The 26,730-nt window shown below is 57.7% G+C and carries 24 protein-coding genes, 1 tRNA gene and 2 pseudogenes; 13 read left to right on the top strand and 14 right to left on the bottom strand.

Features of this window, described 5'->3' with window-relative positions; genetic code table 11:
• From HZZ13_RS01260 to HZZ13_RS01270, 3 genes are all read right to left on the bottom strand, one after another.
• Entirely contained in the window at positions 1-861 is an 861-nt protein-coding gene (locus HZZ13_RS01260; protein WP_197957860.1) for a carbohydrate ABC transporter permease, read from the bottom strand.
• Between the two features lie 11 nt (positions 862-872).
• Positions 873-1,835 (bottom strand): carbohydrate ABC transporter permease, encoded by a 963-nt coding sequence (locus HZZ13_RS01265; protein WP_197957861.1) that lies wholly within the window; start codon positions 1,833-1,835, stop codon positions 873-875.
• 70 nt (positions 1,836-1,905) lie between these two features.
• Entirely contained in the window at positions 1,906-3,291 is a 1,386-nt protein-coding gene (locus HZZ13_RS01270) for an ABC transporter substrate-binding protein (RefSeq protein ID WP_246504240.1), read from the bottom strand.
• A 374-nt stretch (positions 3,292-3,665) separates the two neighbouring features.
• Here HZZ13_RS01270 and HZZ13_RS01275 point away from each other — a divergent pair, with 374 nt between their 5' ends.
• The gene (locus tag HZZ13_RS01275) at positions 3,666-3,959 is read left to right on the top strand and encodes a hypothetical protein (protein ID WP_197957862.1); all 294 of its coding nucleotides are present in this window, start codon (positions 3,666-3,668) and stop codon (positions 3,957-3,959) included.
• Between the two features lie 403 nt (positions 3,960-4,362).
• Positions 4,363-4,566, top strand: coding sequence for a DUF6894 family protein (locus HZZ13_RS37570; RefSeq protein ID WP_376707011.1), 204 nt, complete (start codon positions 4,363-4,365; stop codon positions 4,564-4,566).
• A 1,017-nt stretch (positions 4,567-5,583) separates the two neighbouring features.
• Here HZZ13_RS37570 and HZZ13_RS01280 read toward each other — a convergent pair.
• On the bottom strand, positions 5,584-5,940 hold the full coding sequence (locus tag HZZ13_RS01280; protein ID WP_197957863.1) for a hypothetical protein: 357 nt from the start codon (positions 5,938-5,940) through the stop codon (positions 5,584-5,586).
• Between the two features lie 118 nt (positions 5,941-6,058).
• Positions 6,059-7,849 (bottom strand): hypothetical protein, encoded by a 1,791-nt coding sequence (locus HZZ13_RS01285; RefSeq protein ID WP_197957864.1) that lies wholly within the window; start codon positions 7,847-7,849, stop codon positions 6,059-6,061.
• 145 nt (positions 7,850-7,994) lie between these two features.
• Here HZZ13_RS01285 and HZZ13_RS37130 point away from each other — a divergent pair, with 145 nt between their 5' ends.
• A complete protein-coding gene (locus tag HZZ13_RS37130) occupies positions 7,995-8,123 on the top strand; it encodes a hypothetical protein (RefSeq protein WP_283817100.1) in 129 nt (42 codons plus the stop codon).
• A 1,595-nt stretch (positions 8,124-9,718) separates the two neighbouring features.
• On the opposite strand, the gene HZZ13_RS01290 is transcribed toward HZZ13_RS37130, so the two are convergent.
• Both HZZ13_RS01290 and HZZ13_RS01295 read right to left on the bottom strand, forming a co-directional pair.
• Positions 9,719-10,912 carry an AAA family ATPase gene (locus HZZ13_RS01290; RefSeq protein WP_197957865.1) on the bottom strand — a complete coding sequence of 398 codons (1,194 nt, stop codon included), beginning with the start codon at positions 10,910-10,912 and terminating at the stop codon, positions 9,719-9,721.
• Entirely contained in the window at positions 10,909-11,151 is a 243-nt protein-coding gene (locus HZZ13_RS01295; RefSeq protein ID WP_197957866.1) for a hypothetical protein, read from the bottom strand. Before HZZ13_RS01295 ends, HZZ13_RS01290 begins: the two co-directional genes overlap by 4 nt.
• Positions 11,152-12,543: 1,392 nt before the next feature.
• On the opposite strand from HZZ13_RS01295, the gene HZZ13_RS01300 reads away from it, so the two are divergent.
• Positions 12,544-12,792 (top strand): hypothetical protein, encoded by a 249-nt coding sequence (locus HZZ13_RS01300; RefSeq protein WP_197957867.1) that lies wholly within the window; start codon positions 12,544-12,546, stop codon positions 12,790-12,792.
• Between the two features lie 189 nt (positions 12,793-12,981).
• Here HZZ13_RS01300 and HZZ13_RS37575 read toward each other — a convergent pair whose 3' ends face one another.
• Both HZZ13_RS37575 and HZZ13_RS01310 read right to left on the bottom strand, forming a co-directional pair.
• Entirely contained in the window at positions 12,982-13,215 is a 234-nt protein-coding gene (locus HZZ13_RS37575) for a nucleotidyl transferase AbiEii/AbiGii toxin family protein (protein WP_197957868.1), read from the bottom strand.
• Positions 13,216-13,268: 53 nt separating this feature from the next.
• Entirely contained in the window at positions 13,269-13,640 is a 372-nt protein-coding gene (locus tag HZZ13_RS01310; RefSeq protein WP_197957869.1) for a hypothetical protein, read from the bottom strand.
• A gap of 141 nt (positions 13,641-13,781) precedes the next feature.
• On the opposite strand from HZZ13_RS01310, the gene HZZ13_RS01315 reads away from it, so the two are divergent.
• Positions 13,782-14,165, top strand: a complete 384-nt coding sequence (locus HZZ13_RS01315) for a hypothetical protein (RefSeq protein ID WP_197957870.1) — start codon at positions 13,782-13,784, stop codon at positions 14,163-14,165.
• Positions 14,166-14,332: 167 nt separating this feature from the next.
• Here the strand turns inward: HZZ13_RS01315 and HZZ13_RS01320 are convergent, their stop codons facing one another.
• Entirely contained in the window at positions 14,333-14,491 is a 159-nt protein-coding gene (locus HZZ13_RS01320) for a hypothetical protein (RefSeq protein ID WP_197957871.1), read from the bottom strand.
• A gap of 11 nt (positions 14,492-14,502) precedes the next feature.
• On the opposite strand from HZZ13_RS01320, the gene HZZ13_RS01325 reads away from it, so the two are divergent.
• Positions 14,503-14,574, top strand: a tRNA-Arg gene (locus HZZ13_RS01325).
• Positions 14,575-15,677: 1,103 nt separating this feature from the next.
• Positions 15,678-15,890 (top strand): annotated as a pseudogene (locus tag HZZ13_RS37755) (DUF4760 domain-containing protein); the annotation flags it as partial.
• A gap of 342 nt (positions 15,891-16,232) precedes the next feature.
• Here HZZ13_RS37755 and HZZ13_RS37135 read toward each other — a convergent pair.
• Positions 16,233-16,355 (bottom strand): hypothetical protein, encoded by a 123-nt coding sequence (locus HZZ13_RS37135; protein ID WP_283817101.1) that lies wholly within the window; start codon positions 16,353-16,355, stop codon positions 16,233-16,235.
• Positions 16,356-16,998: 643 nt separating this feature from the next.
• Here HZZ13_RS37135 and HZZ13_RS01330 point away from each other — a divergent pair.
• A complete protein-coding gene (locus HZZ13_RS01330; protein WP_197957872.1) occupies positions 16,999-18,360 on the top strand; it encodes a hypothetical protein in 1,362 nt (453 codons plus the stop codon).
• A gap of 286 nt (positions 18,361-18,646) precedes the next feature.
• Here the strand turns inward: HZZ13_RS01330 and HZZ13_RS01335 are convergent, their stop codons facing one another.
• Positions 18,647-18,892, bottom strand: a complete 246-nt coding sequence (locus HZZ13_RS01335; protein WP_197957873.1) for a hypothetical protein — start codon at positions 18,890-18,892, stop codon at positions 18,647-18,649.
• Positions 18,893-19,841: 949 nt separating this feature from the next.
• Here HZZ13_RS01335 and HZZ13_RS01340 point away from each other — a divergent pair.
• Positions 19,842-20,267, top strand: coding sequence for an SET domain-containing protein (locus tag HZZ13_RS01340; protein ID WP_210349173.1), 426 nt, complete (start codon positions 19,842-19,844; stop codon positions 20,265-20,267).
• Here the strand turns inward: HZZ13_RS01340 and HZZ13_RS36595 are convergent.
• Positions 20,264-20,475: pseudogene (locus tag HZZ13_RS36595) on the bottom strand (IS256 family transposase); the annotation flags it as partial. The gene HZZ13_RS01340 and the pseudogene HZZ13_RS36595 overlap by 4 nt on opposite strands.
• Before the next feature lie 587 nt (positions 20,476-21,062).
• On the opposite strand from HZZ13_RS36595, the gene HZZ13_RS01345 reads away from it, so the two are divergent.
• The 4 genes from HZZ13_RS01345 (at position 21,063) to HZZ13_RS01360 (ending at position 25,175) form a co-directional block, all read left to right on the top strand.
• The gene (locus HZZ13_RS01345) at positions 21,063-21,209 is read left to right on the top strand and encodes a hypothetical protein (protein ID WP_197957875.1); all 147 of its coding nucleotides are present in this window, start codon (positions 21,063-21,065) and stop codon (positions 21,207-21,209) included.
• A 72-nt stretch (positions 21,210-21,281) separates the two neighbouring features.
• Positions 21,282-21,839, top strand: coding sequence for a lasso peptide biosynthesis B2 protein (locus HZZ13_RS01350; RefSeq protein ID WP_197957876.1), 558 nt, complete (start codon positions 21,282-21,284; stop codon positions 21,837-21,839).
• Positions 21,840-21,859: 20 nt separating this feature from the next.
• The gene (locus tag HZZ13_RS01355; protein ID WP_210349174.1) at positions 21,860-23,491 is read left to right on the top strand and encodes an asparagine synthase-related protein; all 1,632 of its coding nucleotides are present in this window, start codon (positions 21,860-21,862) and stop codon (positions 23,489-23,491) included.
• On the top strand, positions 23,478-25,175 hold the full coding sequence (locus HZZ13_RS01360) for an ATP-binding cassette domain-containing protein (RefSeq protein ID WP_197957878.1): 1,698 nt from the start codon (positions 23,478-23,480) through the stop codon (positions 25,173-25,175). Before HZZ13_RS01355 ends, HZZ13_RS01360 begins: the two co-directional genes overlap by 14 nt.
• On the opposite strand, the gene HZZ13_RS01365 is transcribed toward HZZ13_RS01360, so the two are convergent.
• Complete coding sequence (locus HZZ13_RS01365; protein ID WP_197957879.1) at positions 25,084-25,779, bottom strand: GntR family transcriptional regulator; 696 nt, start codon at positions 25,777-25,779, stop codon at positions 25,084-25,086. The genes HZZ13_RS01360 and HZZ13_RS01365 overlap by 92 nt on opposite strands.
• Between the last annotated feature and the right edge of the window lie 951 nt (positions 25,780-26,730).

The raw sequence follows: 26,730 nt of genomic DNA on the forward strand, positions 1-26,730 counted from the left end.
TCATTTCACGGCCCCGAAGGTAAGACCACGTTCGAGATGACGCTGGCCAAGGATGATCAGCACGACCGGCACAATCATGGTCACCACCAGACCCGCAGCCATGACCGGATAGAACTGAACGCCCGGATTGAGCAGCTTGAGGAGGGCGACGGTGACCGGTGCTTTCGTCGAACTGAGGATCAGGCCGAGTGCGAAGTTGTGCCACGCAAGCAGGAAAATGAGTAATGAAGCGCCTATCAAGCCGGGCTTTAGAAGCGGAAGGACGATGTACCAGACAACCCGGAATGGTTTTGCACCATCCATGGCCGCCGCCTCCTCAAGGTCCTTTGGGATGTCCTCGATATATGAACGGCTCAGCCAGATGATCATCGGCAGCGTGACGACCTGATAGATCCAGATCATACCGAAATAGGTGTCATAAAGACCGACCGTCTGGAACACACTGAACAGAGGTATGACGACAAGGAGCGTCGGCGCGAACCGAAAGCCCAGAATGAAAAATGCGATGTCCTCCTTCATCGGGATATCGCGCCTCGCCAGGACGTAGCCTGCAGGCACCCCGGCGATCAGCGATACGAGCACCGCACCAAGCGAGATCACCACGCTATTGGTGACCGGCGTCAGGAAATCAACCTTGATGGTGCCGTAGCTTGTTGCCCCGGCCTGGGCTGCATCGAACAAGACGCGGAAGTTTTCGAGAGTCGGCTTGAAGATGAAGCGCGGCGGCCAGGTCATGACCTCCGCCTGCTGCTTCAGCGACATCATCACGATCCAGACCAGCGGAAATGTCAGGATCAGCGCACAGGCGAGAACCAGCAAATTGAGGAGCACGCTTGCAGGCGTTGAGCGATTTAGCCGCATCTCAGCCTCCTCTAGCTTACACGCTGCCGGACCGAGCGCCACAATTTCACCAGGGCCAAAGTCCCGAGAAGCACGATCAACCAGTTGACGACCATGAGCGCTGCACCACGCCCGAAGGCAAGATTTTGAAAGGCCGTAATATAGGCGCGGACCGAGAGCACGGAGGTACTGTCACCCGGGCCTCCTTGCGTCGTTCCGAAGATGATATCGAACTGATTGAGCGATTCGATCAGCCGAAATACCGCGGCGATCAGGATGTATGGCGCAATGAGCGGAAGCTCGATATGGAGGAACGTTGCCCAACCCTTCGCCCCATTGATCCGCGCAGCTTCTCTGACCTCATCGTTGATGCCCTGCAAGCCGGCGAAGATGATCAGCGCGAAAAATGGCGTATAAGTCCATATATCGATGAGAACCAGCGAGAACATCGCCGTGCTGGCGTCTGAAATCCATGCGAACCGGCCGATCCCAATAAGCGAAAGCAAATAGTTCAGGATCCCATTCTGCGGATCCATCATTGTGGTCCACATCAAGGCGACGCTCATTGGCGGCAGAACCAACGGAAGGAGCATGACGGGTCGCATCAGCCGGGCAAGGAACACCCCACTTGCGAACAATTTGGCAAGCGCAAGCCCAAACAACGCCTCCGCGAGCACCGCGGAGCAGGCATACGCCATAGTCGCCCGCACGCTGTTCCAGAAATCCTGGGTCTTGATCGCCACTTCATAGTTGGTGAATCCAATGAAGCGAACCAGAGGACGACCAAACTTGAGATCGGTCAGCGATTGAAAGACCCCATAGAAAAACAGAAAAAGAAATCCAAGCAGGATGATGATGGCGGGCGCAATCGCAGCAAGGCTCCACCAGTCAAGCGCGTGCTGCTCGGCGCTTTGCACCTGCTCGTTTTTGGATGGTGCCAGTTGGCCTGCCGATGATTGTAACGTCACGGTTGCCTCGGTGCCTCGAAGGTCCATCGCTCACTTCTCAAAAGATACTCGGGCGTGGTGGGGGGCGGCAAACCCTCATGCCGCCCCCCCGATCGCCTTACATGGAAGAGCGGATCTCGGAGGCGAGATCGGTCAACGTCGCCTTCACGTCCGCGCCATTGACCATTTTCTGCATGGCGACCGCCCAGCCGTTCATCGCCTCGGCAAATCCTACGCGCGGCGTAAAGGCGAGCGCTGCCCTGTCCTGCACGCTTTTGAAGGTATCCACGAAGTTCGTGAATTCCGGTTTGGCCGCGTAGTCGAGCCAAACCTTGTCGCTCCAGGTCGAAGCGCGCGGAGAGTTGACGAGCTTCCCCGCGACGGCTCCGTTCAGCTCGACCTGCTTTGACGTCGCCCACTGAATGAACAGCCAGGCCGCTCCCTTTTTCTGGGAGGCAGCATTCATGGCCAGGGACCAGATCCAGATGTTCGATTCGAAATTCTTGCCGTTCGGAGCGCGCAGCGGGGGAGCGAATGCGATCTTGCCCGACGCGGGCTTGCCCGCGACGTCGTTCCAGAATCCGAACATGTTGGAATCGATTGCCATCGCGGTCCGGCCCGAATTGATGCCATCGACCACCTGATACCAGTTGTCGTTGGCAAAGGATGGAGCAGCGCACTTCTTGATCATCTCCACATAATCCTTATGAAAGGCGATCGACTCGCGCGAATCGAGACCGGTTTCCAACTTGCCGTCCTTGACGACGAAGTCGTGCACACCATAGGACTTGGCGATCGAGATTGCGGCCGTGTGGATGCTGCTCCAAAAGCGCACTCCCCGCACGCCCAAAGGCGTGATCCCGGGATCGGCAGATTTCAGCTTTTCGCAAGCGGCGGACATTTCCGGCGGAGTCGTCGGGACCTTGATGCCGTGCTTGTCCAGAATGTCCTTGCGGTAGAACAATTGGATGTTTTCGAAACCGTGCGGGATGGCCCACACCTGCCCCCGGCCGGCCTCGATCTGCCCGCCCTTGATCTCCCATGTGAGCGCATCACGCAGTGCGGGGAAGAAATCCTTGTAATCATAGCTTGCCGAGGTGAGCTTGGGATCGTTCAGGTATCGATCGAGCGGCTCGAGCAGTTGACCGGGCGCGAGATCCCAAGCTGGTTGAATCCCAGTGCCGACGACGTCCCACGAGGGCGACTTTGTGCTCAGCTGGATGGTCAGCTTGTTCCAGTAGGCGTCGTCCGGATAAAGCTCGGGCGTCACCTTGATGCCTGTCAACTTCTCGAATTCAGGCAGCTGCGCTGCGACTGCGTCAGCATACGGATGGATATCGTATGCCCACACAATCGAAGCGCCCTCGAACTGGCGCCAATTGATATCCTCCGCTTTGGCGTGGCCGAAAGATGCGGCCGCACCGGCCAAGAGCGTTGTGCAAATCAGAGCGGTTTTGACAAAATGAGCAGAATGGCCGCGCAAAGCGGCTGGCGTCCTTGGCATTAGTCCCTCCTCCGGGCTCATTGGCCTGCAAATTCACGTGCCCTCCTCATTTGGGGCCGCGAGTGTTGGGAACGCTAACCGTCATTTTCTGCCCATATCCACCCATTCAGATCGAAGTTGGGTAACGTTGGGTAAGTCAAGAGAACAACGTCGCAGGAGCCGCTTCAGGAAGCCATGGTGGGAAATGATCAAATGCAGGCGCATGGTTAGGCGCCGCGAAGCCAGTCCCGCAACGACCGGTCGACGCGGGATAGCTGCTCGCGCTTGTGCATCAGCAGCTGGTTCAATGCTCTATTTGATCTCGCCGTTCGTCGCAGACGCGGCGATCTTGCTCTCGAGTGGCTCTTTCGAGAGAGACGAGAGCTTGCTGCAGAATGGCGATGCATTACCGCAACCTTTCGCAATCTCCTATCGCCCCGACGATCTGGTGTCTCGACTGGCCAAATGGCGGAGCGATCACGGTTGCGCCCGCAGCTTGGGAAACTGCCAGATCTGCTTTTCTCGGAGCAGCTGCTGGTTTTGTTTCGCAATCCATTCAAAAGCTTTTGCTTATTTGCATTGAGCAAGAGAAGGCTCAGGCTGCGCGAACGCTTTGCAGAAACTTCTCCACTTCTGTCCTCAGCCGCGAGCTGTCGCTGGACAGGACTTGCGCTGAAGCAATGAGCTGACCTGAAGCCGCGCCAGTTTCATTGGCCCCGCGCTGCACGTCAACAATGCTTGAGGCGAACCCGCCATGACCAAGGTGCCCTCGGTCGTGTAGACCGACCACAACCACCTTCGGCCGCGCCGCTTTAAGAAAGTGTCGAAGGCTGGAAAGCGATCACACATAGCATCAGCCCTTCAACAATAGCACTCGCTTTCGGAAGAAGCGCCGGAACACCGGCTTAACGAGACGTTACCGCACTAGCAGCAATTCGTGCGGGTTTGATCGTCCCAATGCTCATGCACGAAATGGCCTCGCATTTTGCGATAAGCGCAGACTTTCGGCGGCATAAGTCTTACATCAGGGATTTTCTGCTTAGCTGCCCGGTACTATCCATCGTGCTCCTTGGCCCAACGCGGCGAGCACAAATGTCTCGTTTCTACTTCAACTTGGTAGGCAAGCAGAATGTCGATGACCCCGGCGGGTTGGCATTCGAAAATGAGCTGCAAGCCTTCCGTGCGGCGCAGCGCCTAGCAACGGACCTAGCGAGCGCTCAACCTCCGCTGCGGGGTACGACCTGCGTGGTTGTTACGCGCAGGGACCGAGGTGAGTCTTATTATGTAAGCGTGTAACCGGGGCTTCCAAATCAAACCTCTCGCCCATTACTAACGTGCCATCTGCCGGGGCACCCACCCCGAGCTGTGGGACGGCCCGGTGTCGGCATGTCGGGCACGGCCCCTCGCTCGCATTAGGCGCCCTGGGCTTGCCAACGGGCGGGCCGCCTCCGAAAGTAGAGACAGACCGCAACCTATGCGTCGAACATACTTTCTAAGCTCCAGCCCGCCGCACTTTCTGCGAGTAGAGCAAGACCGATGTGAAAGTCTCGTCCCGAATTGGCTGTCCTCCAGCATTGGCGGCTGCCTCAGTCACTTGAGGGTGATCTCGATTTCATTTCGAGCACTGGTTCCTCAAACGAACGCCCCCTTCGGAGATCATCATGGCGTCCCCCGTCGCGAAGCTCAGAACACACCACCAAGCCCGCTACTGCTGAGTATCAGGGGGAATACGACAAACAAGCTGGCGCTCAGTCCGATGACCGCAGTTACTGCCTTCTCTACACGGCCATGCTTGAGAACGAGCTGGACCGAAGCATTGATAGTTGGCTCGGTGATCTCGCGGGCAATATCCGTAGGGACATGTACGATCGCGATGGACCGATGGGTACGCTTTCCAGAACAATCACTCTAGCGTCCGCATTGGACATCATCGGTCCAGTGTCACAAGAGAACTTCAGGCTGATCCGCAACGTGAGGAATGCGTTTGCTCACGCCAAAGTCCCGACTAGATTCGACCACCAGAGGTCACGGCGGTGTGTGGCCGACTGCAGCGTATCAATATCGACGATCCACCCGAGCCGGTGGACCAGAGCCCCACCTTTCGGCCCGGGATCGCTTTACCCTTGTAGCCCAAGAGACGATGTTGCGTTTGGCCCGTCACTCTGGACATAACCCGCATTTTCACGATGCAGACGGAAAAGAGCGAGAAATTGACAGGTCCATTTGCCGTAGCCTGCCAGATGCCGCTGTTAGATAAGTCTCAAGTGCCGCCGGAGCTCCTTAACAGGCTGCATTCCTATGACTGCTGTGATTCTAACCCGTATTGGTCGCGTTCGCCCAAGGCCCAATCCCTTCCACGATATCATGATCAAGAAACTTCTTCTCGCATTTTTCCAGAACCTTATTCATTGCACGCTTTAGTCCCGCCCTGTTGAGCTGCACATGTGCGAGCTTAAGGGCAAAGAAGGCGTCATTATTGTTCTGTCCTTCGTCATCACGCATCCAAGTCCAGGCGCGCGCGTCCGCCGAATGTAGAAACAGGACCCAAGCGGCATAAGCCTCAACAGCATCCTGGGCAGCAAGATAGCTCCGCCACCAGTGATGACCACAGGCTTCGCGCCAGCGCAGCCGCGCCGCCTTGCGGCGAAGATCGGCACTATCTGTGCGCATCTGTCCTTCAGGCCAGGCCTCTGGGATAGGGAGCTTGTAGCCGGTGCCGAGCCCGTCCAGCAGGACGCCACGCCGCTGCCGCCACGCCAGCGGCGACGCACGATCCGCAGCAGCAATATCAGCGATCCAGGCAGCCTTGCCATTGTACGACGCTGCCAGGGCGACATTGAAGAGAATCTGATCCGAATGACAGAACGGCAGGCTTATAAGCTCGTCCCGAAGCGCGGCGACGGGCGCAGAATCGGGGAACGCGAAACACGATATGCAACAACTCATCGATACCAGCAGGGCCAATGTAGCGTGTTGTCACGGTCATGCGAAGTGCGCGCCATAGCGCGGCACCGCGAGTGGGCTCTTGAATGAGCAAAGCTTCACACAGTGCAAGGAACGCGGTCTCCGCAAGGCGCACGCGTCTACGGAAGTCCGTGCTGATGTCACGCGAGCCTTCGAGCCAATGATCAATTATGTCGGAAGCATGCTGGATCACGGGATCCATGTCGACGGCCTCAACATTGGTGAGATACAGGCTCGCGCCTGATTTACGTGCCTCGTCGATGCGCGCTGTTGCGGTCTCTATCGCGCGTTCGTGGGCTTTGATCTGCGCATCGGCATCGAGCGCGGCGCGCATCGACGGTGCGGGATTGTCTCGCTCTTCAGGACTTGGCCTAGGCCGCACAGAGATAAAAAATGGTGTGAACCTCCTTTCAGTACGATCAACCGTGAGCGTCGAGCCCGGGTCCGGTTCTTCGATTTTATTGGCGGTCAGCACGTGACCGAAGATCTCTGCGGCAAGGCGCACCTCAGTGGGATCGGCGCCACGTAGACGCGCAGCTTCAAGCAAGCGCCAAGGCGCAAGCCGCGGCCCCAATTGGTCGAACGGCAGAGCCAGCTCGGCTCTGATAAGCGCGCCGGTGCCATAATGGTTGACCCAGATGTTGGACGAGGGACTCCAGCCCCAAGCCTCCGCAGCAAGATAACGCCCAAACCGAGCGGCATCGGCCAGGGTCAGCATTCGAAACAGAACACCGTCCAGCTCATCATCGGGTTGGCCGATCGAGTTTACCAGCCATGACCAGGCGCTGTCGCTAAAGCCGCTCGGGTGAAACGATAAAAGCACGACGAGATCACGCCGCTGTTTGGCGGACGCCGCGCCATAGCGCGCAATGAGGGCATCGACATCCGCGGATGACGGATTTCGCATGACCTCAACAAAATCAGCAGGAATGAATTTGAGATCGGCCGCGATTAGCTTATCGAACTGACTTTGAGCATCACCCAGGGACTGCAGCTCGATCTTGATCAACTCGCTGGTTGCTATCGCATTGTTATCGTCGTTCTCGTGGGCGCTCAGGCGCAAGAGCTGTGCTGCTGATGCCTCCGCCGGTCCTGCCAAGATGAAAGATTCGTTCGCGTGAACGGCACTCCAATAGCGTGACTCGGGCGGACACGACGCGAAGCTTTCCATCTTGCGGCGTTGCAGCGCGGCCAGAACGTCCGGAGCGCATCGAGCGAGTGCCGGTTGGAGCTCCTCAAAGAACAATTCTTCGGCGGTACGCCCCACCTGCCGATGGAGCTTCGCCACGTCGAAGTCTGCCGCGGCGGAGCGCAACTCCTCGACGAAACTAGGCGGCGGCTGAAAGGTCGGATCAAGCCACAGCTCCCTGGTGCGCTGCAGGCGGGAATGGACAGCCTGCTGCCGATCCTCGAGCGCAATTCGCGCGTGTCGCCGCTCAAGGGCAAAGAAACTCCGGCCCGGGTTTGGTAAGTAGTCTTTTTCATAGGTGTATTGCCGGTCGATGCCGGGATCGAGTATGGCGGCGTTTTCCTCGTCGGCTTCCTGTCCGCTTAGCCAAAGCAGCAGTGCTGCGACCCGAGCAGGAAGCTGCGGATGAATACCGGATTCGGGCACGCGCGAGCGGATATCCTCCGACAGGTCTCGCAGGGCAACAGCTGTGGGTTCGGGCCTTTTGCACGAGGCTTTGTCGGAGTTGCTCGGGAACGCTGCGAGTGGCAATCAGGACCCATGCTTCTAGCGCCTCATCGCGTGCCAGCGCATGATCGATTTCGCCAAGGAGTTCGCGATCACTCAGGCTGGTGTCGTCGCCGTATTTTTTTCACTCCAACCGGAACCGGCGATCCTGCTGGCCGACCGCGCCCGCATCGCCACCATGTTGAAAGCCTGACTTAGCCACCGCAATCGAAATGCCGAGCAGGCGGCCCACAAGTCCGGCTGCGAGATTTTCCAGCTTGTGCGCGCTCCTATCGGCCTGAAGCGCAGATTTCAGTTTGCTCTGATGGGAAAGCTCATCGGGAGTCAGCGACATGACAACTACTTGCAACGAATCAGACTGCGGGGCTAGCACTGGATCGTGCCAACGGCGCGACCCGATTCTACGACCGGGGTCAGAGCTTGATGCCTCGAACGTAGCTCGTCTTCGCGGCGAAGGATATAAACGCCGCAATCTAGATCATTTCGCAGGGCTCGAAGCGCTACACCCACGCTCAAAGCTTTTGGCTAAGAGATTTGTAGTAGCGGTATTGACCCGAGCCTGCCGGATGCTCGAATTGAAAGCAACCCGCAAAATTCTCGATCGCTCGCATGACCCCTTTAAGGGATGGTGCCGTGAAGGCATGGGTTTGTCCTGTCGACCAATGCGAGAGGTAGTTGCTCACGATCGTCGTCACAGAGGTGCCGAGGCCGGCGAGCTGGGCAGGCTCTAGGATCAGGCGCCCGGCCGTGTCATGGAGGTCGACGGCTGCCTTGATGGCGTCTATCAGGTTTTTTGCCATATGCTTATCGTCATTGAAGGCAATGCCGATAGGCACAGGAATGCCGACCCTTGCGATGACCTCCTCGAGTTTGAACTCGAGGTACTGTCTGATCCGGGGCGCGGCATCATCGGTGTTTCCGGTATCGAGAAAGGCGTGAGTCGCATCGCGTACCTTGTGGATCGCGCCCGACTGCGGCAGCACCGATGTCCGCGCAGTGCCCTGGATGCACTGATGCCACCAACCGCCCTCGTTGGCATTCGTGTTGAAAAGCTTCTCCAGGACTGTGTCATGGCTAAGCAGGATGACCTGCGGACCATTTGAGACCCCAGGGCGCGCAAATTGTCCTTTGATCACGTTCATCAGATGGAACTGGTGCCCGGAATCAAAGCTCGATGTGACATCATCGAGAATCAGAAACTTGGCACCCCCGCCATAGAGCGAGGCGGCCGCCAAATAGACGCTGATCGCGAAGGCGTTGCGATAGCTCTCGGAGAGGACGGCTTGAGCGGAGATGTCCGGCAGCGTCCAGAATTGAGCGAGGGAGATGGAAATATCTTCGCTGCCGGCGCGCTTTTTCAGGGCCGGCACCACATCGGTGTACATGATCGCCGCGAAAATACTTCGCGTAACCGGCTCGATCGCGGCGAGCCGACGCGCGCTTGCGGCGGACTCGGCACTGGCGAAGCGTGAGTTGGCCGTGTCAAGGAAGCTCTTGACCCGAGCAATTCGCGCAAGTTCGGCAGCGATGGTGGATTGCTCTCTCAGGGCGGCGCGCAGGTCCGACAAATTGCTCTGGAGGCGGCGTGCGGCTTCAGCTTTCTCCACGACCGCCGTGAGCTTGTCGGGAAGGCTCTTCTCCAGTGTGATTTTGCTGTCGGTGAGGTGCTTGAGCTTGGCGACCGCGCGATCAGTCAAATTCTCCTTCCAACCTACGACCGAGCGCGCGCGCGCCCCGTCGATGGCCCCCTTCAGTCCGATGTCCTTTGCCTGGGCGAATAGAGCCTGCTCATCTGGTTGCTGTCCTAATCGTTCCAGCTCGTCGAGCTGATTCCAGCCTTTTTTGGTCCATTCTTGGGCCAGATTGGCCGAAGCTGTCTCCACGGCCTGAAAGGCCGCGAGCTTGTGGCGAACATGGTCGTAGCGAACCGGCACCAGATCGATCGCATGTCGGGCAGACACATTTATCCACCCAACTGTCATCCGCGATGATGATTTCGCTGAGGCTGTAGAGCTGGCGGAAAAGATCGCCTTGAGTAAGCTTTAAGGCGGCATCACGAGCATCGGCCAGCTCCACGAGGCGCTTGGCATCCTCTTCGCTTGGCGCGGCTCTCAGTGCCTCCGACCACCTCGCCTCATCGCGCAAGATTTTTGCGAGCTCTGCTCTCGCCTCACCTCCTTCCGCGGCCTTCGCTGCATTGACGCAACTCGTGGGGTCGATCTCCTCGAACGTCCGCCCCTCGCAGAGGGGCTTGAGCAGTTCAATGCCACTGAGAGCGGAATGCGCCTTCGCGAGCATAGATGTCTCGGCTTCTGCCGGATCGTACTCGTCATCGACAAGCGCAGTGAAAGCCTCCCTTATGTTGGCCTGCGCTCGCTTGAGGGAGACGGTCGCAGTGTTCTGCTTGGCTTCCTTGGTGGCGACGCCAAAGTGATTGTTGAATGCTCTCGTATTTGTCAGAGAGGCGAACCCCTGTCGCAGTGCCGAATACCGCTTCAACCCTAGTAGCCCGGCGAACGATCGGCCGCGCTTCTGGGGCGCTAGATCGATAAAGTCCTGAAATGTTTTTCCATCGAGAAGGACGAACTCGCGATTGAGGTCAGCCAGAATCGCATTTCCGTCTGCCCCGGTGCTTGCCGCTACGGTTCGCCCGCCGCCCGCATCGCGCCGGACCGTCACATCGACCTCGGCGCCGCCGCCGGCTGGCACAAGGGTCAGGGTGATCGTTCCAACACCACCCGCATGGAAGCGGTTGAGGTAGTAGGACGAGCCTTTTTCGGCCGCTGGCAGCTCGTCGAGCTTGGGAATGCGACCGGTAATCGCGTAGACCACCGCATCGAAAATCGACGTTTTCCCGACACCGTTCGGCGCGGAGATGGAGTTGACGCAATCCGGCTTGAGTTTGATAACGAGGGGAGCACCCTCATTGTTAATGCCGCGAAAGCCTTCGATTGAAACCTTCTGAAGATACCAGCCGCTCATTGGGCAGTGCTTTCCTTAGGGGAGGTCTGATGCGGTTGCACCGGCGCAGTCGCTTCGTACAACGCATCGAGGAGCGCCCCCTGATCGACGGCGATTTCCAGGCTGAGCTTTGCAAGGGCCCCCGACAGGACGTCCGCTAGCGGATCATCGATTCGTTTCAGCGCGGCCGCGAGCGCCGAGATGTTTTGATCAACGGTATTTTTGTCATCGATCTCAAACGCAATTTCATTGTTTGCCACTATAGTCCCCCAGCACATCGTCTTCCATCGTCTCATGTCGAACCGCAAGCACATTTGGTTTTTTTCACGGTTCGCGCGCAAGAGATTCGGCGCTCATTTTGACACGAGGGGTGCCTTCGCAACCTCACAGACAGCACGTCCTTTGTACGCTTCGTACAGAATGAATTCCAAGCGGCCTCATTGGTCGTCCGAGCCGGCCTCCAAGCATCCGGGGCAACTCATCGAACTTTCCGAGCATAGCAAAAGACAGCTATGCGCCTGGGGCGCCACGGCGCCGCGCAACACGAGCATGGCTGGCGCGCGCGACCATCTGAATAGCAATAAGGATGGCCGCGTCCTCCATGCTCGAGATTGGATGAGCGTTGTTTTCACTATAAACGGCCAGGTCCACCTCGACGCCAAACCCAGGGACAGCAACCGTCTGACGCAACTTTCTGTTGCCAGTCACAGTTCGAGAGCAGATGAAGCACTCGCCGTCATATAAAATTCGGAATGGGATTCGTTGCTCGCGCATCATCACCGGCCTTGACGACTCAAGGGAACTTTGGACGCCCGCGTGGCCTTCGCGCCTCGATATCGTTGCTACGGGCCGGACGAAAACATCATCGCTCTGACGATATTAGCGCGATTCGCGCGCTATGATCGTTTGGTCAGCAGCCTCACATTGCAGGATTTCAGCAGATTAGCCTGTCGTTTTGTTCAATTCCGCCCCGTCCGGAGTTAACGAAGCCTCTCTCATACCATGCGGCTCTCCTAACATGTCGTCGGAGGTGGCAGTGGAACGCTCTGAGCTGCTGATGCTGCTTCGGCGCGCCAAACATCGTGCCGGGTGATCACATCCCGTGTCGGTCACCGGCTTTTCCATTTCGTCCGCCGCCACTTCTTTGGAGTCGTTCGTCTGACCTGCGGCTACATGGCATCGTCGCAGGACAGTTCAAGCCGGCGAGAGGTTCGATGAGCGCGGAACGCCTTCTAGATCCGTCGCGCGAACTGGCACGCCGCTGAGGGCCCTCTAGGCGCGCGCGACCACAAGCTGATCCAGCAGAAATACGACGGATCCTGCCCGTTAAACGCCGCGGAACGTCCTGGTTGCAATGTTAACATCCCTCGCCGATCGGCTGGGGGAACAAGCATGGCTAGGGCATTTCGCAGTACCGTCATGGCACTCACTTTTGTCGTCGTCACCGGCAGTAACATAGTTTGGAGTTTGCTGGATGACTACGTCGCGTGCGGCCTAGCGCTAGCCGCTTCAGTCACCGCCGGCTTTTGCGTCGAGCGCGCCCTCATCAAACGGTCCCATCGCGAAATGATCCGTCAACACGGCGCAGACTGGCTGGCTGCTAGCGAGCGCATAGATTCTGGCGGACCAACTAGGACGGTGAAGGCGGAGAAATGACAGTCGATCGGAATATCCTCGAGAGCGGCGCGAAGCGGGAGGCACCCAAGCTGGAGGCATCCAAGCTGGAGGTGCTCGATTGCCAAGCCTCGGCGCGATCGTTGCGAGCCCATGGATTGGCGATCGAGGCATTGCGCGCCTGGTATGCCATGCAGTCAACAGTCAATACCGTCGCGCTCTACGACGCCGCAGCAGCGCTGTTCGGCTCGGATTTCAACCGAGCCGAATACCATGAGGTCGAGTGAATATATCTGATCTCGACGCGCTTGCAGTTCGGCAAGCGCGATGCCGAAGTCCAGATTATCTTACGTCGACAGAACGGGTGAAAGCCTCTAATTCGATTCCTATCGTTACGTCGCGAGGCGGCCACTATAAGTCTCTGCCTCACAACGATATTGGGTACGCGCTCCAAGAGGCAGGCGATCAGCCTGAGATTATCTTATCACTCGCCTAAGGGACGCCGCTTTTCGAGACAACACTCTGTCCGCTCGACAATTGGCGTTTCGATAAAGATTCACGACATCGTAGAGATCGCGCGGTCGCGTTCGCTCGGCCAAAGCCCTGAACTTTTCTGCAAAGGCCTCAACGGAGTCGTAGGCCAGAACCTCGATGCCGTCTTCAGGCATGTCCGAATAAGGATGAAAAATGTCGGCGGGGACCGGCGCCACCCACGCGTAAAAACGCCCATCGAATGGGCGCGCGCCTCGGGTCCTGTCGCTCGTTATCGATGCGTGCCGTAACGGTTGCCAGTTCTCGAATTGAGATAAGTCCCACCACGGTGTGATGAGCCGGACCCGCCCAAATAGCTGCCGCCATGACTGGTAGTGTGATGTCCACCGCCGTAGCTGACGCGCCCTCCATGTCCTCCGCGTGCGTTTGCTTGTCCGATCACGCCGAGCAGCAACAGACCGGCAACTATTGCAATCAACTTCATATTTCGCTCGCCCTCCTTCAAATGTGCAAGCGTATCCAAGCGCAGCCGATGCGTGATAACAACCTTTGATTCGCGCAAAATATGCATCTTTACGCGGGGAGCAATTGGAGCCGAGCCGTTTTCCGGCGCGAGTAAGGCGTGCGATTGTCCCCGAAACATCTAGATCTCCAAATGGAGCCGGTGACCTCGTCTGAATGCCCAATCGATCGAGCAGAAATACCGCAGATGAAGGACCTTCTACGCTGATTATCATCATGGCCGCGATGCTAACATAGGCCCGCTACTTGCTCGGGGCCAACATTGTCATCGCAGGAAATTTCCACCCAGTCGACTGCTGCAGCCGATCGGGATCTCACCTTCGTAGTGATTGAGCGTCATCGCGAGCTGTCGGCACATTACGATGCGGCCTTATCCGTATCGGCGAAGCTCGATGGGCCCGAGTTTGATGCCGCCGATGAAATCAGCAGTCAAAGGAACCATGCTCTCGCGGAGCATGCGAATGTGCTCATCCGCTCAAGGCCAACGACGATCGCGGGCGTTATTGCTCTGACCCGTTACGTCGGCAGCCTACGAGAGTGGGAAGTTCCCGATGATGACGCATGGTATGAGATTTTCTTAGAAGGACTGGCAGACGCGATCGATGGAGTCGCCATGGCGCAGCGGCTTGGGCGAGACGGCGATTAACATGGCGCTCGCTTTCATCTTCCGCGGCATACTTTTCTGGGGCTGCATTGCTGCGCTTCTCTATTTCGTGTGGAATTTGCCCTTCTGAAGCCCGACGACTAGGGGCTCGCCCGAACCAGTGTCGAGGCAAAGAGGAGCGGCGGCTTTTCAACCACGGTAATCGCCCACTACGATATCAGTTTCGCTCGCCCTGCCCGAAGCTGATCCGTCTTGAAATCGTCGACCACGAACGCCTTGGCAGCGGCGTCGAGGATACTATCGCGGACTTCCTCGAGGCGCTCGATGCGCCAGATTTCTTCGTCCGATCGATTGGCCGTGATTTTCACCTCTGTCATGAGCCCCGTAGCTCAGTGGAAAGAGCGGGGAGTTTCTACGTCTCGTGGCGTAGGTTCAAGCCCTACCGAGGGCATCATCCACGGTCGCGTAGCTCCCGGCGGCCGATCAGAGCTTTAGTCAGGGTGCCAACAAAGCCTCCGAGCGTAAGACCACCCAGGACCAGAAACAGTAGATCGGGATTTAGCATAAACCGTCAGTGTTGTGGTTGTATTCGCGAGACGGCAGCAGGATTTCCCCAAATTCTGCAGCTTTTTCGCTCGTTCCGGGCCGACCATGCGACATATTCGCCGCGCCTCGGTTGATGTGGGAATTTCTTTCGCATCCTTGCGGCAACAGCCAAGGCCCGAGAAGATCTGGCGTTAGCTGAAAATGAACGCCTACCACGCTTGCGAAAACAACGGGAATCTCGTCATCGGCCTGCTCAACTCAACTATGACCGCCGCCGACTCATCGATCCGGTCGAAAGCACCTGTTCATTCGCCATCGCCACTCTCTCCCTCGACAGTGCCTGAGTTGGCCACGGTCGCGCGGCTCAAAATCGCCTTAGCGTCAATAAAGACCCACAACGGCACCTAGTTCCGCCCTCTAGGCAGCTTTCTTGGTGGTTGAAGTCGACTTGGTGCGCGGCTTAAGTGGCAGTAGTAGCTTCCCTTGCTTAAGGCCGGGCTGGTGCTGGAATCGCGCTAGCTTGCACCCGAACCGCATTAGGTTACATTGCAGCCAGACCCACATTGTCTGAAGCCACAGGACCCGCTGCCTCACTGGGGCTCATCCTGAGACACGATCATGTCGGTGAGGGCCACCAAAGGCCTTGTCGCTTCCTTTATCAACAACCTGAGATTACTATCGAGGCAGACGTACTACAGATTGAGAACAACGTGAGACCCACGAGAATTTCGGCACCGGTAATGCCAACGTCTCCGGAAGACAAGGTGGTCTGCGCGACTTTGCTTGCATTCACCGCTTGGCTGTTCGTTGATTACCTATTTTTTATATGTCTGAGGGCGAGATGTTTAATTGGGGAACAGTTCCGCAGTGGCTTACGGCTTTGATCGCCGGTGGGGCGTTGATTGCAGCTATGGTGTCCATTAGCAGTCAGCGCGAGATCGCGCGAAAGCGGGGCGCAATGGACTTCTTCGCAAAGACACGCTCGCTTCACACAAGAAGTTCACCGATGCGGTCGCGGTGCTCGATACCCACCTAAAGGCGGGAAAACCGTGCGCCGATTTTGTCTCTACTCCAGAGTATTGGCATATCAGAGACTATCTAAATCTGCATGAGCTTATGGCCGTCGGCGTTAAGAACGATGTGTTCGACGATCATGTTTGCTTTAATTTCTGGTCTAGGGAATTGGGTGATGCCTACAGGCGCACCAAGCAATTTGATTGAGTACATCCAAACCAAGGAAGCCGACGAGCACGATACTTACACCGAGCTTGTGGATTTAGCTTTGCGGTGGCTGGAGAGAGAGAGAGCCCGCTGTCCGCCGCGGTCTACATCACCAAGCTGCCTAAGTGGGCAAGCGGCGTCAGTGCGGGCTGCCTATCGCTCCCAGCGCCCCGCCTTGCTCGCCGCCAGCTCGATCAGCTCAGGCCGCTTCCAGTCCCGCACCAGCATCTGCGCGAACCCAGTCGCGCCGCGCCGTAGTTGATATGGCCCTCTGCAATCTCCTCGGCGAGCGTCTCCAATGTCCAGTTGACCACGTGCGGACGAGCCCGGCGACCTTGGTCGTCAGGCTGGGCCTTTGCCGTCCGGGCCAGCTCGGACGAGGTGCTGCGCGCCGGGCGCATCAGCGTGCTTTTCAGCGAACTGGCGGAAGTACAGTTCGATCAGGTTCAGGTTGGTCACATGCATTCGATCTGGTCCAAAGTTGCGAGGTGACGCCGCCAACGCCGTCCCGAGTCGATTTTCTCACTCCGACGCCCCCGTTCTGCTCCAATCATTCCGACCGCCGATCTGTTGCTCCGCTTCCAGTTAACCCCTAAAGGGATTTAACTGGAGCGGAGCAGATCAGGTGCGCCAGTTGCTCCGGTTCTGCTCCGCTCAACTTGAGCAGCCAGAGCTCCTAATCGTGGTCAGCGGCCTCAATGAACTTCTTCGGCTTGCGGCGCTCGTCGGACCACTCGAACTCGACCAAAGCGCCCGTTTCCCGCCATGTCTTGAGCAGCGCCACGACCTTGGCCCGATTCCGCTTCTCGGTACAGGCCCAGCGTCTTCGCGACCGCGATACCAACCTAGCCGTCCACCTGTTGGTCGGCGCGCCATTAGCCGGCCTTGATCGCCTGAGCGCACCGCTCAAAGTCCGACTCCGATTGTTTCCGAAAAATGCAATCCGGCATCCTTGGCGCGTCCCTCGGGCGAGTGTGGGAGTCGGGCTGGCCAATTTGGCTCACTCAAGTCTCTAAGCGCGTCAGCTTGCCGACAGCTGATCCTAATAGAGGGAGAACCAGAGAGCGAATCTGCTCAGGATGGCGAACCGACTCAAACGGAGAGGGATATGGACCCATTTAACAGCATCAACCCATTCGACCGGGATTTCGCTGCTTACAACGCCGCGGTGACACAACCGCAACAGCAGCAAGCGGAGTTTGAGCCGTACTTGGCTGAAATCCCGCAGCTTGATACCACTGCCGTCGCAGGGTTTCCTGTGTCTCCAGATCGCTACTATCCTCATCTGCCTGACGAAGACTGTAGACTCGCCGAGGCGCTGGAATTGGGGGCCAGCGGTCCTCATCCCGAAAACGCAGTCACCAGAGGCATCGGGCACGTCGCTGCGCAGCACAGCGCGCGGGAAGCCTCGAGTTGGCCGAGCGAGCTGAGTGCGCAAGGTCACGATCAAGATTCGTTGCGAGGGATGATCGGTGAAGCCGTCCTAGCATCGTCTCTCAGGCCAACCGCGCATGACCACCAAGCACCGGATCCCGGAGAAGCCGTTCGTCAGTTCAACTGGAGCGACGGCTACCAGCTGGCTCCGAACGAACTGACCGGGAGCGCCCCCCTTTCAAGTCACGCGCCCCTCATGGGTGAGGATTACAGCGAGCAGTTGAGGCCCGCGAAGAGGCAGAGGACGCTAAGCCAGCCGGAACTGGATGTCATTGAGCGCCAGCTGAGCGAGCCGGGCAATTCAATGGTTCGTGTGCTGATGGAAAGCAACGGCGCACCGTCGCCTTTCGGGCCAGCGGACAGTTCGCCATTGGTCCTTCCTGAGGAAGGTTACGATCAGGATCAGCTGTGGGCGATGGTGCAAGACGCCGGCCCATCATCGTCTCTCGAGCCAACCGCGCGCCATCAGCCGACCCTGAATTTAGGAACGGTCGTTCGTCCCTTCAACTTTCGGCAGGGCCACCAGCACGCGTCGGCTGCGCTTGACGGTAGCGGCATCCCGAGCCAGGACAGCCGGCCCAACAGCTTTATCGTTCACAATGACCGCTACACAGCGCTATTCGTACCCGCGGCGGCGATGAGGCCAAGCACCCCACTCAATGCGCCAGGCCCTGCCATTCCTCTCGGATCTCGACCGGAAAACGTTCCGCAGCCCAGCGCGCAGCCAGCAAATCGAGTCTTACCAGCGCTGCTTGGACGTTCGATGGAGCAAGCCGCTCCGGCGTCCTCCAGGGCTGAGAGGACGTCCCCCGCGGCCCGCGAGGTTTATGCTGCATCATTCGCCGTTCCCGAGAATTTTTCGCACGGCACCCAACCCGCCTCGCACACGATGCTCTCGAAGCTCGGCCGCTGGGGCCTCCTGCCGGACGCGGCGCAGCCGGTAAAGCAATACGACATTCGCGGCGAGCTCTACACCGCGCTCCTGGGGCCGGGAGGGCCCAACGACGTTTGGCTCATTCATCACCCGAGAATGTAGATGCCGAGGGGCAATCTCAAGCTGGGAGCCCGTCCACATAGCTTCGGTATTGGATTTGTTAATGGACCATAGCTTGCTCCAGCGACTCTTGCGAGCTTGGCGCGGTTCCGGGCGGTGCGGGTGAGCGCTACCTGACCCGATTAAATTCCGCGCATCATCGCTGTGCGGCTCCTCGTTGAGCCGCACAGCCATCGCCCTCTTTGCGAAGCGCCGGCGGCGCCAAAGAAGAACACCTACAGTGTTATTGCCGTTGCGTTTTACAGCATTGCCCTTACTCGGGACCTCCTCAAGTCCCGAGACAGGGGAAGCATCCTCGGAGTAAGGAGGTCGCTTCCGGCGCCCCGTTGAACACGCGTCGGCTGAGCTTAGCTGGCTGCAGATGGGTTTGGTCGTCCATTAGCCCCGTATGCACATCCTGGTCGCGGCCTTCCGCAGAAAGCCCTTCAACGTCGCGCGCTGCAGCGGCGTCGTCGTCTGTCACTGCCGTATCTTCGGGATCAGCAATGGTCGGAATACCGAGCGCGATCTTCATTGCTCTAGCGCCGATCGACGGCTTCCGCAGCTGAGCCCGTGCTGCCCGACGTTGCCGCCACCGCTCGTGTCCCGGTTATAGCTCGTGAGATCTGCATTCAGCGCCTCCGCGGAAGTCGGCCAGCAATGCCCTTCTTGTTTTCTTGACGCAAGATAGTCGCTGAACCTCTAAGATTAGTGCATAAATCGTGGCAGTGTCTGTCGCTGCTCCGGGTTTGAACTCTTTGACATCAGGGGCTCCGGGACCGAAGCGAGCTATCGCCAAATTTGGTGACGGCGTTGCCGGTCAGGCGCGGCGATTATGAGCTGATGGTCGGTCGGCTTGGCGATGACCTCGATCCCGTCGTTGAATGTCACAGTGTTCGGCCGGGACGTCTTAGAAAGAAACGGGCCGAACAAGTAAGGCAGGCGCTGGTTGATGGTTCGATTAACTCCTGGCCATGTTCCCTTGAGGTGAGCCTTCGATTCAGGGAAATTAACGTCTACCCTGCGTCAGCTCCGCTGTGGGTCTCGACACTGGGAGAGCATAGCCATTCATGCGCCGCCCAGCCTGGCCTGGGTTTGCCGATGATATGAGACAATCGGCCTGCGAACGGCTGGGGCGTCGGACAAAACGCATAGGCGTGTCCTTCGGGCAGCATCAGCCGCTTTGCAAAACCCCTGTCCGTCGACCGCTACGCACCTGATGCTGGACCATGGAGTCCAGCCTCGCCGTGCGTCGCGCGGATGATGCCAATGTCCCGACGGCGAAACGCTGGCGCCAGTCCTGCAGCATCTTCTCGTGAAGCGACAGCCGAAATCCTGATCCGTAGCAGCCGCTGCCGAAACGAACGCAGAGATCGAGGAGAACTCGAGATTGTGACGGAGACCGGTTAAAGACCTACCAGCTTTTGCAGGAGATCCGATGGCCCAGGTTAGTTAGCTTGCTAGTGTTAGTGAGTTTGGGAGATATGTCAGTGTTGATTGTTGAAACTATTTTGAAGCCAGACCGGTTTGGCGGTATTGGACTTTTCTCTGCTACTCTTTTGCCTAAAGGTGCATTGATTTGGATTCATAACCCAATCGTTGACATTGCCGTGACACCTGAACAGTACGCAACTTTACCTCGAACATTTCAAGCTTTACTGGACAAGCATGCCTATCCCAGAGACCTCGACGTTGATGATGGTGTTCTAGAGTACAATGCTGACAACGCCCGTTTCATGAATCACAGCAGTCAGCCAAACACATATCAAGACGATCATTGCCGAATTTTCACAGCCCGTGAGATACAACCGGGCGAAGAACTGACTTGCGATTACTTGTCGTTCGATCCAAGGTGCGACTTATCGTGGGTCAAAGAGCTATCGCCGAATGTTGGTGCCTCAAGAGGCTAGGCGGCAGCGGATTGAGCCTGCGGTCTGGCGACTTCTATTCCGTCGGCGAATTTACATGGGGGGAGTTTCGGCAACTTTTTGTGGCCATTGACACTAGGCCAGCTTTTCTCGGCGACCTCCCGAGCTTGAAGATCATAGCGAGCGCCATCTTGTTCGACAGACATTCCTTGGCGCGCATTGTGTGGTGGCGCACGGTCGCGAACGCGCTCACGTTGACATGGACGGGTTTGAAACAACCACAACTGCGCGATCCCACGGGCGTCGTTCCAGTCGGTCTTCACCGGCATAGCTGAAAGCACTGCCTTGCCTGGCGGGCAAACTAACGGCCGGAAGCCCCTGTCCGATTAATTCGCGTCAGCCATTCTGAAGTCGGTCCTGCTTCCAGGCCCACCCGCTCAACTTGACTGGTCCAAGGCTCAAGGTGCCCACAATCGAAGGCACAGAACAACCTTCCCGGTCCCGTCGACCTCGCATATCGCAAGCAATTAAGGCAAACATCCCGGCCGACGTAGATCATGGCTTTCCCCTTCCAATGAACGGGTTCATGATCGCCAGGCAAAAGGGGCTACTCGGCACATAGGCCAGGCGATCATAGGAGATCGAATCATCGTCCCCTCAGCCGCTGGCGGCAAAAGCGCCACCTAATTGCCTCGTCGCCCAACTCCCGCATTCTCCGTAACGTCAAACTATTTTTCGAATCGATCGACATCATACTCAAAAAATAAAAGCCCTATTTTATATCCCGATGCTAGCGTCCGCGCGCTGGCGATATGCCGGTCAGTATGGAGAAAGTGGATGAATACGACCGCTATCAATGAAACCGCTATCAATGAAACGGTGCAGGACCTCGGGGACGCCACCGAGCTCACAAAAGGCTTTGGGGGCTCGTGGCGCGCAGAACACACGACCGGCGATTATTATTACGTGGATGAGTCCGATTGACGCGGACCGTCTTGATGGGATGGGCTTCGGCCCATCCCATCAGTTAGAGGCGGTGGGCAAGGGATCGCTGCTGTGAGCGACATATTTCATGCGTGGTCTAACGGGCGTTGGATCAGCCTCGACCTGCAATCCAATCGTTACAGCATGGCGAGCACATCTGCAGCTTGTCCGGAGGAGCGTGAACGGCTAACCGAGACGACGGCAAAGTTGCGCGATTGCCTGAGTTCACCGCCAGCCTTTCTCCCACCCCTCCATCTGGTGTGGCACTATGCGCGTGCGGCTCATGCTGCTCGTTTCATTCGCAGCCAGACCATCGCTCGTCAACTCGACTTTTTACGTGCCTCGCGTCGGGGTACGGCACCGGCGTCCATGGGAGTCGAAAGAATCCACTACTACGCCAGCGTATTCCAACATCTGCGCAATCTTCGGTTCCGCCGCCCGCGCTGTCTTGAGGATTCCATAGGGGGCTATCTGTTTTTCTATCCCTACATCCCATCGCTCGAGCTCCTCGTGGGTGTGAAGCAGCCACCTTTCAGAGCCCACGCCTGGCTGCAATCTGGCGATCTCATTTTGAACGACGCGAAGCGTGCTGTGGAGGACTACAGCGTCATCTTGAGATTCGAGAAATGAGACTCAATGTAGACGGGCTCTTGGATTCAGCGAAGGAGCTTGCCACCATCATTGTAAACGGCCGCGTGGAAATTACGGTGCTCAACGATATTGTTGACGCCGATACCGGCATGCCGACTGAATTGGAACCAAGACACTTCAAAGGCACGTCTCTGCCGGAGATTGTCGCCTTGTTGCAGGATCGGTACGCTGGCGATGCGACTTTCATTGTTCGCACGCCAAGTGGCATGGCGATCGTACGCCCCCCTTTCTCGGAGATCTCCATCTTCTACCAGGTCAGAAATGATGAGATTGAGTGCTGGGCAGGACTGAAGTTGCCAGATGCCGCCTTGGCGCAACGCCACGCCTTCAACTTTGGCTATTTGACTGGCCTGATATGCAACGCGTCCTGGTTGACCCCGGAAACAGGGTTGTGTGGGATTTTTGAGCTACTGAGTGGCGCGGCGCTCATCGTCTCAAGGGGGACTTTTCGGCAAGTCGATTTTCTGGCGGCCGCCGTAGCCAGGCTCAACACCTCGACGGTCTCTTTCAAGGATGACGTCGTCAGTTTTCGCCAATTGATCTCAGCGAGCGTCGCTCACAAAACGCGCCGCTATGGCGGTGCTTTCAGTATTGAATGTTCCGGGGGCCTAGATTCGTCGGTAGTGGCGCTGGCTGCGGCCGACCTCCACCGAGGCAGGCCCCTTTCCCTCCTGAACAGCTACTCAGAGACGGACGTCAATGGTGACGAACGCTTCTTTTTTGCCGCGCTAGCCGAGCAGGTGGGCGGCGCGCCAACCTATGTCGAAACGAATGCTCGCTCGTCGATGACCCACCTATCTTCAGAATTGCTGGCTCCAACGCCGCGACCTTGTAAGCTAGCGGCCACGATCCCCACAACGGCTCAACTTCACGAGGCTGCGCAGGCCGCAGGATCGCGCATGGTGCTCACAGGAGATGGTGGCGATCAACTATTTCTCAGAATGCGCCGCTTGACGATGGCCAGAGAGCTGCTCGTCGAATCCCGATCACCACAAGAGGCACTGCGCGAGCTCGCCGGCCTTGCGATTCAGGCCCGAGCGTCTGTTTGGCGTGTTCTTCGCGAGGTGATCACCGGTAGGAGCGGCTGGGACTTACGCCGACAGATGCTCGGTGATCATCGGCCGCAGTCGCCTGTCACGTCAGTGCGGGCGAATTTCGGTGCAGAGCTCGTACCAGGCGCCGAGTCCCTGCGCCACCTCCCGACGACGCGACTGTTTCAGTTCTGCGGCATGCGTAATGCGGAGCTCAATCGCATCGCACTACGAGACATTGCGGTAGAAGAGCGAAAGGCGTTTGTGTTCTGGCCGCTCATCAAGGCAGGTCTCGTCGCGGCTCGCCGACATCATCACTCAAATGGAATTGATCGTGCACTTGAGCGCGAGGCCTTCCGGGAACACTTGCCCGACGTGATCTACTATCGCGTTGGCAAAGGTGCCGGTCGCGACATGCTAATGCGGTACGAATATGGTGCGTTGGTGTCGCGCATCGAGCGTAGTGCATTGTATCGGCAAGGCTTCATCTCCCGCGATCGCCTCCGTTCAGCTATCGATAATTTGTCTTACGACTCAGCGTTTGCGCTCGTTCGTCTCTGCGCTGTTGCCGATTGGATGGACCTTTATGAACTGGGGTAAGCCGCTCTTGCCCCCGCTCCAAGGGGACATCATCAAGACGAGCCTGCAATCTTCCCGCCTTCTTGTCGCGGGCTTCTTGCTCACGAGCATCGCAGCGTCTGCCTGCGCGGTCGCCGGGCCGCTGTTGTTCTCATGGGCCGTCGTCCGGCTGGCCAGTGCGCCGCCGCTTCTTATACTCAGTTCGTTGTTGCTGTTTGCCGTTACGGCCGGGCTTGCTCGGTGCTTGCAGGAGGTCAAGGCGGTCCTGTCCAATAGGCTGGAACAGGACGTTCGTAATCTCTCCGGCAAGAAGATCATGGCCGCTCTGGTGAGCGCCCATGGATCGCTGTTTGCTCAAAACAATCCGAGCAAGATTTCGGCAATGGTAGAGAGTTGGCACCAGTCCAATAAGATCTACATCCAGCTGTATTTGATGGTGCTGATGGGCGGGGGCGCCGATGTTGCGTTCTCGTTCCTTGCTGTCGGTGGAGCAGCAAATTGGTTCGTTGCGCTGTTCGTTCTAGCCTACGGCGCTGTCTTCGTGTTGATAACGTGGAAGAGCAATAGAGTTACAAAGGTGTATCAGGCTGAGGCGCAGGCCTCAAGTAACGAGGGCTCGAACGTTTTAGGAAATGCAATCGAAAACATCATTTCGATAAGGGTGTTCCGCGCTCAACCCTGGATAGCTCAGTTGTATGCCCGCCAGGCGGCCGCCACGCGCCGAGCTTGGCTCTCGTTCTATGGCGCCCGGTTGCGCTATGGCGCTTTGCAAGCGACCCTCTTGTTCGTTCAGTATGCCTCTATCTTGGGGCTTTCGCTGTGGCTCTATGACCGATCAGGCGAGATAGGTGGGCTCGTCATGGTGAGCATGATCCTGGTTCAACTGAACCGGCCTTTCGAGCTTATCGGCATGTCAATTCGGGACATCATCGTTGCGCGTGGCATGGCCCAGCCGCTGCAGGCGCTGCTTGATGCCCATGCCCCAGCGGCACGACCCGCCATGCTCAAACGTACTATGCCGATATCGGGCTCACTCACCATTTCCATCAGCGCGCTTTCGTTTGGTTATGAGCGAGCCGCCCCGCCGCTTCTCTCTGGGATAACGGGCGAGTTCAAGCCCGGGGTCATCAACTTCATCATCGGACGGTCGGGCGCTGGCAAATCGACGCTCCTGCAACTCCTACTAAAAATGCATCAAGGCTACAGCGGCCTGGTACGCGTTGGCTCTCTAGACCTGGCCACGATCGATCCAGAAGATTACTTGGCGCACGTAGGCTACGTGCCCCAAGAGCCTATGATGATGAATCTGAGTATCCGCGAAAACGTTCTGCTGGGCCGCCCGTTTCCGGATGCGGACGTGTTCCACGCCCTAGAATGCGTCCATCTGGCTGATAAGGTGACGTCCTTGCGGGACGGTTTGGACTACCGCGTCGGCGAGCGGGGCCAATTGCTAAGCGGCGGCGAGAGGCAGCGCCTTGCGATCGCCCGTGCACTCATCGCAAAGCCCCGGCTGTTGCTCCTCGACGAGGCCAGTTCTGGGTTGGACGAGCGGACCGAGCGCGGAATCTTCGCCGAACTTCGGCAACTCGCGTCGGACACGACGATCATAGCAATCACGCACCGCCGGAGCGTGATAAGTCCACATGACTACGTGCTAGATTTGTCGTGGTCGGAATCCGCGAGAGCCTCGCCTGTGCCCGCATAACTTCCGTGACTCGGCGTCTGAAAAAGTCCTGGATGGCACGGGCTGCGCCTTTGTGCTGCCCTTCGACCATCAACGCACTAATACTTTGGCTTTCGACAAGCAAATCGCTGTAGTACTTACGTATTCCCATTGCGCGTGAAAGGTAGACATAAACGACGTCCGCGACGTGATCCGCAATGTGGCGATGCTGTTTGACCAGCAATGCGCGCCGATAGCACTCGCCTACTTTCAAGAAGAGTTTGGCAGGATCCTCATTGCATGCGTAGATGGGCTTAATTTCATCGCAGAAGCTTGCCGCCACTTCATCAATCAGCTTCGCCTTGGTGAAATCGCTGATGCTATCGACATACATTTGCGACAGCATATTGCAGAACAGGATGGCTTGATGTGGGTCGATCGGCCTGGCGTTGAACCCCTTGTGGTCGACATTTTGCACCACATCGCGCTCAGTCAACCGTATCAAAGCCTCTCGTACGGGCGAAATTCCGACGCGAAGCTCATCGGCAATGTCGCTAGGCTTCAAGGCTGTGCCGGGTAGCCAATGGCCCAGTAATAGACGCTCGCGCAAGGCCTGGAATACTGGATGCTGTGTCTCAAAAGCCATGATTACTCGCCCGTTCAAGCGTCCTGACTGAGGAGGCCAAGGGAGCCTCACCTCTTGGCATAGCTCATGCCGGACGGCATGCGCGGTCCGGTCCGCGGCGAAATGGCTGCTAGGATAGACCGCCATGGCAGGCCGTCCGCCAGGGCCACGAAGCTCTGCTGCCGAGTACGGGGTGGGTATGTCCAAAGCGGAATAGGCGGTCGGAACGGGTAGAGGCGATGATCGAGCGGCATTTCTGCGATTGTGCAACTCGCCCAAGAAGCCGCGTCGCTGCCACTGGTGCCGACGTCGGCGCCAACATGCAGGTTTCGCTGTTCACGATGTTGCGTCCGCACTCGCGGTCCGCAGCCTAGAATCACGAAAGAATCGCCGGTCATCGTGGCTCCCATTTCGTTCATCAAAATGTTAATCGTTTGTTGGATCGGTGGAGAGCTCCAGCTCCGCTCGTCGACAAGAGCATCGCTTGGCACGCTGGATTTCACCGCTTGTGAGATCGAAGCTACCCGCCTTAAAGGCGATCGCTCATGACCGCGTTTGAAGGCGCAGCCGCGTTCGTAACGAGATCAGCATCGGCGATTCGTAAGCCGCCACTTGCGCAATGGCGTGTTGGTGCTCCCAGGTGCATCCGAAGGGGGAACGGGCTTGCATCGGGTGAACAACACCGCCACCATCGCTAATGAAGAGCCGTCGAGGCCGTTCAAACCGCCCTGCTTTTTCGCTGATCACAGAAGTCCTGCGCCGTGAGTCTAAGGGTGAAACATTCGCAATCCTTGTCGCCCGTTGGTTAGCCTTGGCGTGGTCGGGGGCCATCCCCACCCATCTGAGATACAACTTGACGCTACGTGCGATTCAAGGGATCTGAGGCCGTCAAACTGGACATTTTTGGCTAGAGTTTTCGCCGCCGAATCCTCTCAGCTGGGAGGAGTGACAGACGATGAAGGCCTCAAAATT

It is taken from the genome of Bradyrhizobium agreste (assembly GCF_016031625.1).
GTDB lineage: Bacteria > Pseudomonadota > Alphaproteobacteria > Rhizobiales > Xanthobacteraceae > Bradyrhizobium > Bradyrhizobium agreste.

Excerpts from the sequence above, each read along its gene's own strand:
- HZZ13_RS01280 (WP_197957863.1), bottom strand. The coding sequence starts at position 5,940 with ATGCGCACAGATAGTGCCGATCTTCGCCGCAAGGCGGCGCGGCTGCGC.
- HZZ13_RS01265 (WP_197957861.1), bottom strand. The coding sequence starts at position 1,835 with ATGGACCTTCGAGGCACCGAGGCAACCGTGACGTTACAATCATCGGCA.
- HZZ13_RS37570 (WP_376707011.1), top strand. The coding sequence starts at position 4,363 with ATGTCTCGTTTCTACTTCAACTTGGTAGGCAAGCAGAATGTCGATGAC.
- HZZ13_RS01300 (WP_197957867.1), top strand. The coding sequence starts at position 12,544 with ATGACAGTCGATCGGAATATCCTCGAGAGCGGCGCGAAGCGGGAGGCA.
- HZZ13_RS01345 (WP_197957875.1), top strand. The coding sequence starts at position 21,063 with ATGAATACGACCGCTATCAATGAAACCGCTATCAATGAAACGGTGCAG.
- HZZ13_RS37135 (WP_283817101.1), bottom strand. The coding sequence starts at position 16,355 with ATGCATGTGACCAACCTGAACCTGATCGAACTGTACTTCCGCCAGTTC.
- HZZ13_RS37130 (WP_283817100.1), top strand. The coding sequence starts at position 7,995 with ATGATCGATTTCGCCAAGGAGTTCGCGATCACTCAGGCTGGTGTCGTC.
- HZZ13_RS01310 (WP_197957869.1), bottom strand. The coding sequence starts at position 13,640 with ATGTTTCGGGGACAATCGCACGCCTTACTCGCGCCGGAAAACGGCTCG.
- HZZ13_RS01330 (WP_197957872.1), top strand. The coding sequence starts at position 16,999 with ATGGACCCATTTAACAGCATCAACCCATTCGACCGGGATTTCGCTGCT.
- HZZ13_RS01335 (WP_197957873.1), bottom strand. The coding sequence starts at position 18,892 with ATGAAGATCGCGCTCGGTATTCCGACCATTGCTGATCCCGAAGATACG.
- HZZ13_RS01260 (WP_197957860.1), bottom strand. The coding sequence starts at position 861 with ATGCGGCTAAATCGCTCAACGCCTGCAAGCGTGCTCCTCAATTTGCTG.
- HZZ13_RS01290 (WP_197957865.1), bottom strand. The coding sequence starts at position 10,912 with ATGAGCGGCTGGTATCTTCAGAAGGTTTCAATCGAAGGCTTTCGCGGC.
- HZZ13_RS01270 (WP_246504240.1), bottom strand. The coding sequence starts at position 3,291 with ATGCCAAGGACGCCAGCCGCTTTGCGCGGCCATTCTGCTCATTTTGTC.
- HZZ13_RS01365 (WP_197957879.1), bottom strand. The coding sequence starts at position 25,779 with ATGGCTTTTGAGACACAGCATCCAGTATTCCAGGCCTTGCGCGAGCGT.
- HZZ13_RS01275 (WP_197957862.1), top strand. The coding sequence starts at position 3,666 with ATGGCGATGCATTACCGCAACCTTTCGCAATCTCCTATCGCCCCGACG.
- HZZ13_RS01340 (WP_210349173.1), top strand. The coding sequence starts at position 19,842 with ATGTCAGTGTTGATTGTTGAAACTATTTTGAAGCCAGACCGGTTTGGC.
- HZZ13_RS01360 (WP_197957878.1), top strand. The coding sequence starts at position 23,478 with ATGAACTGGGGTAAGCCGCTCTTGCCCCCGCTCCAAGGGGACATCATC.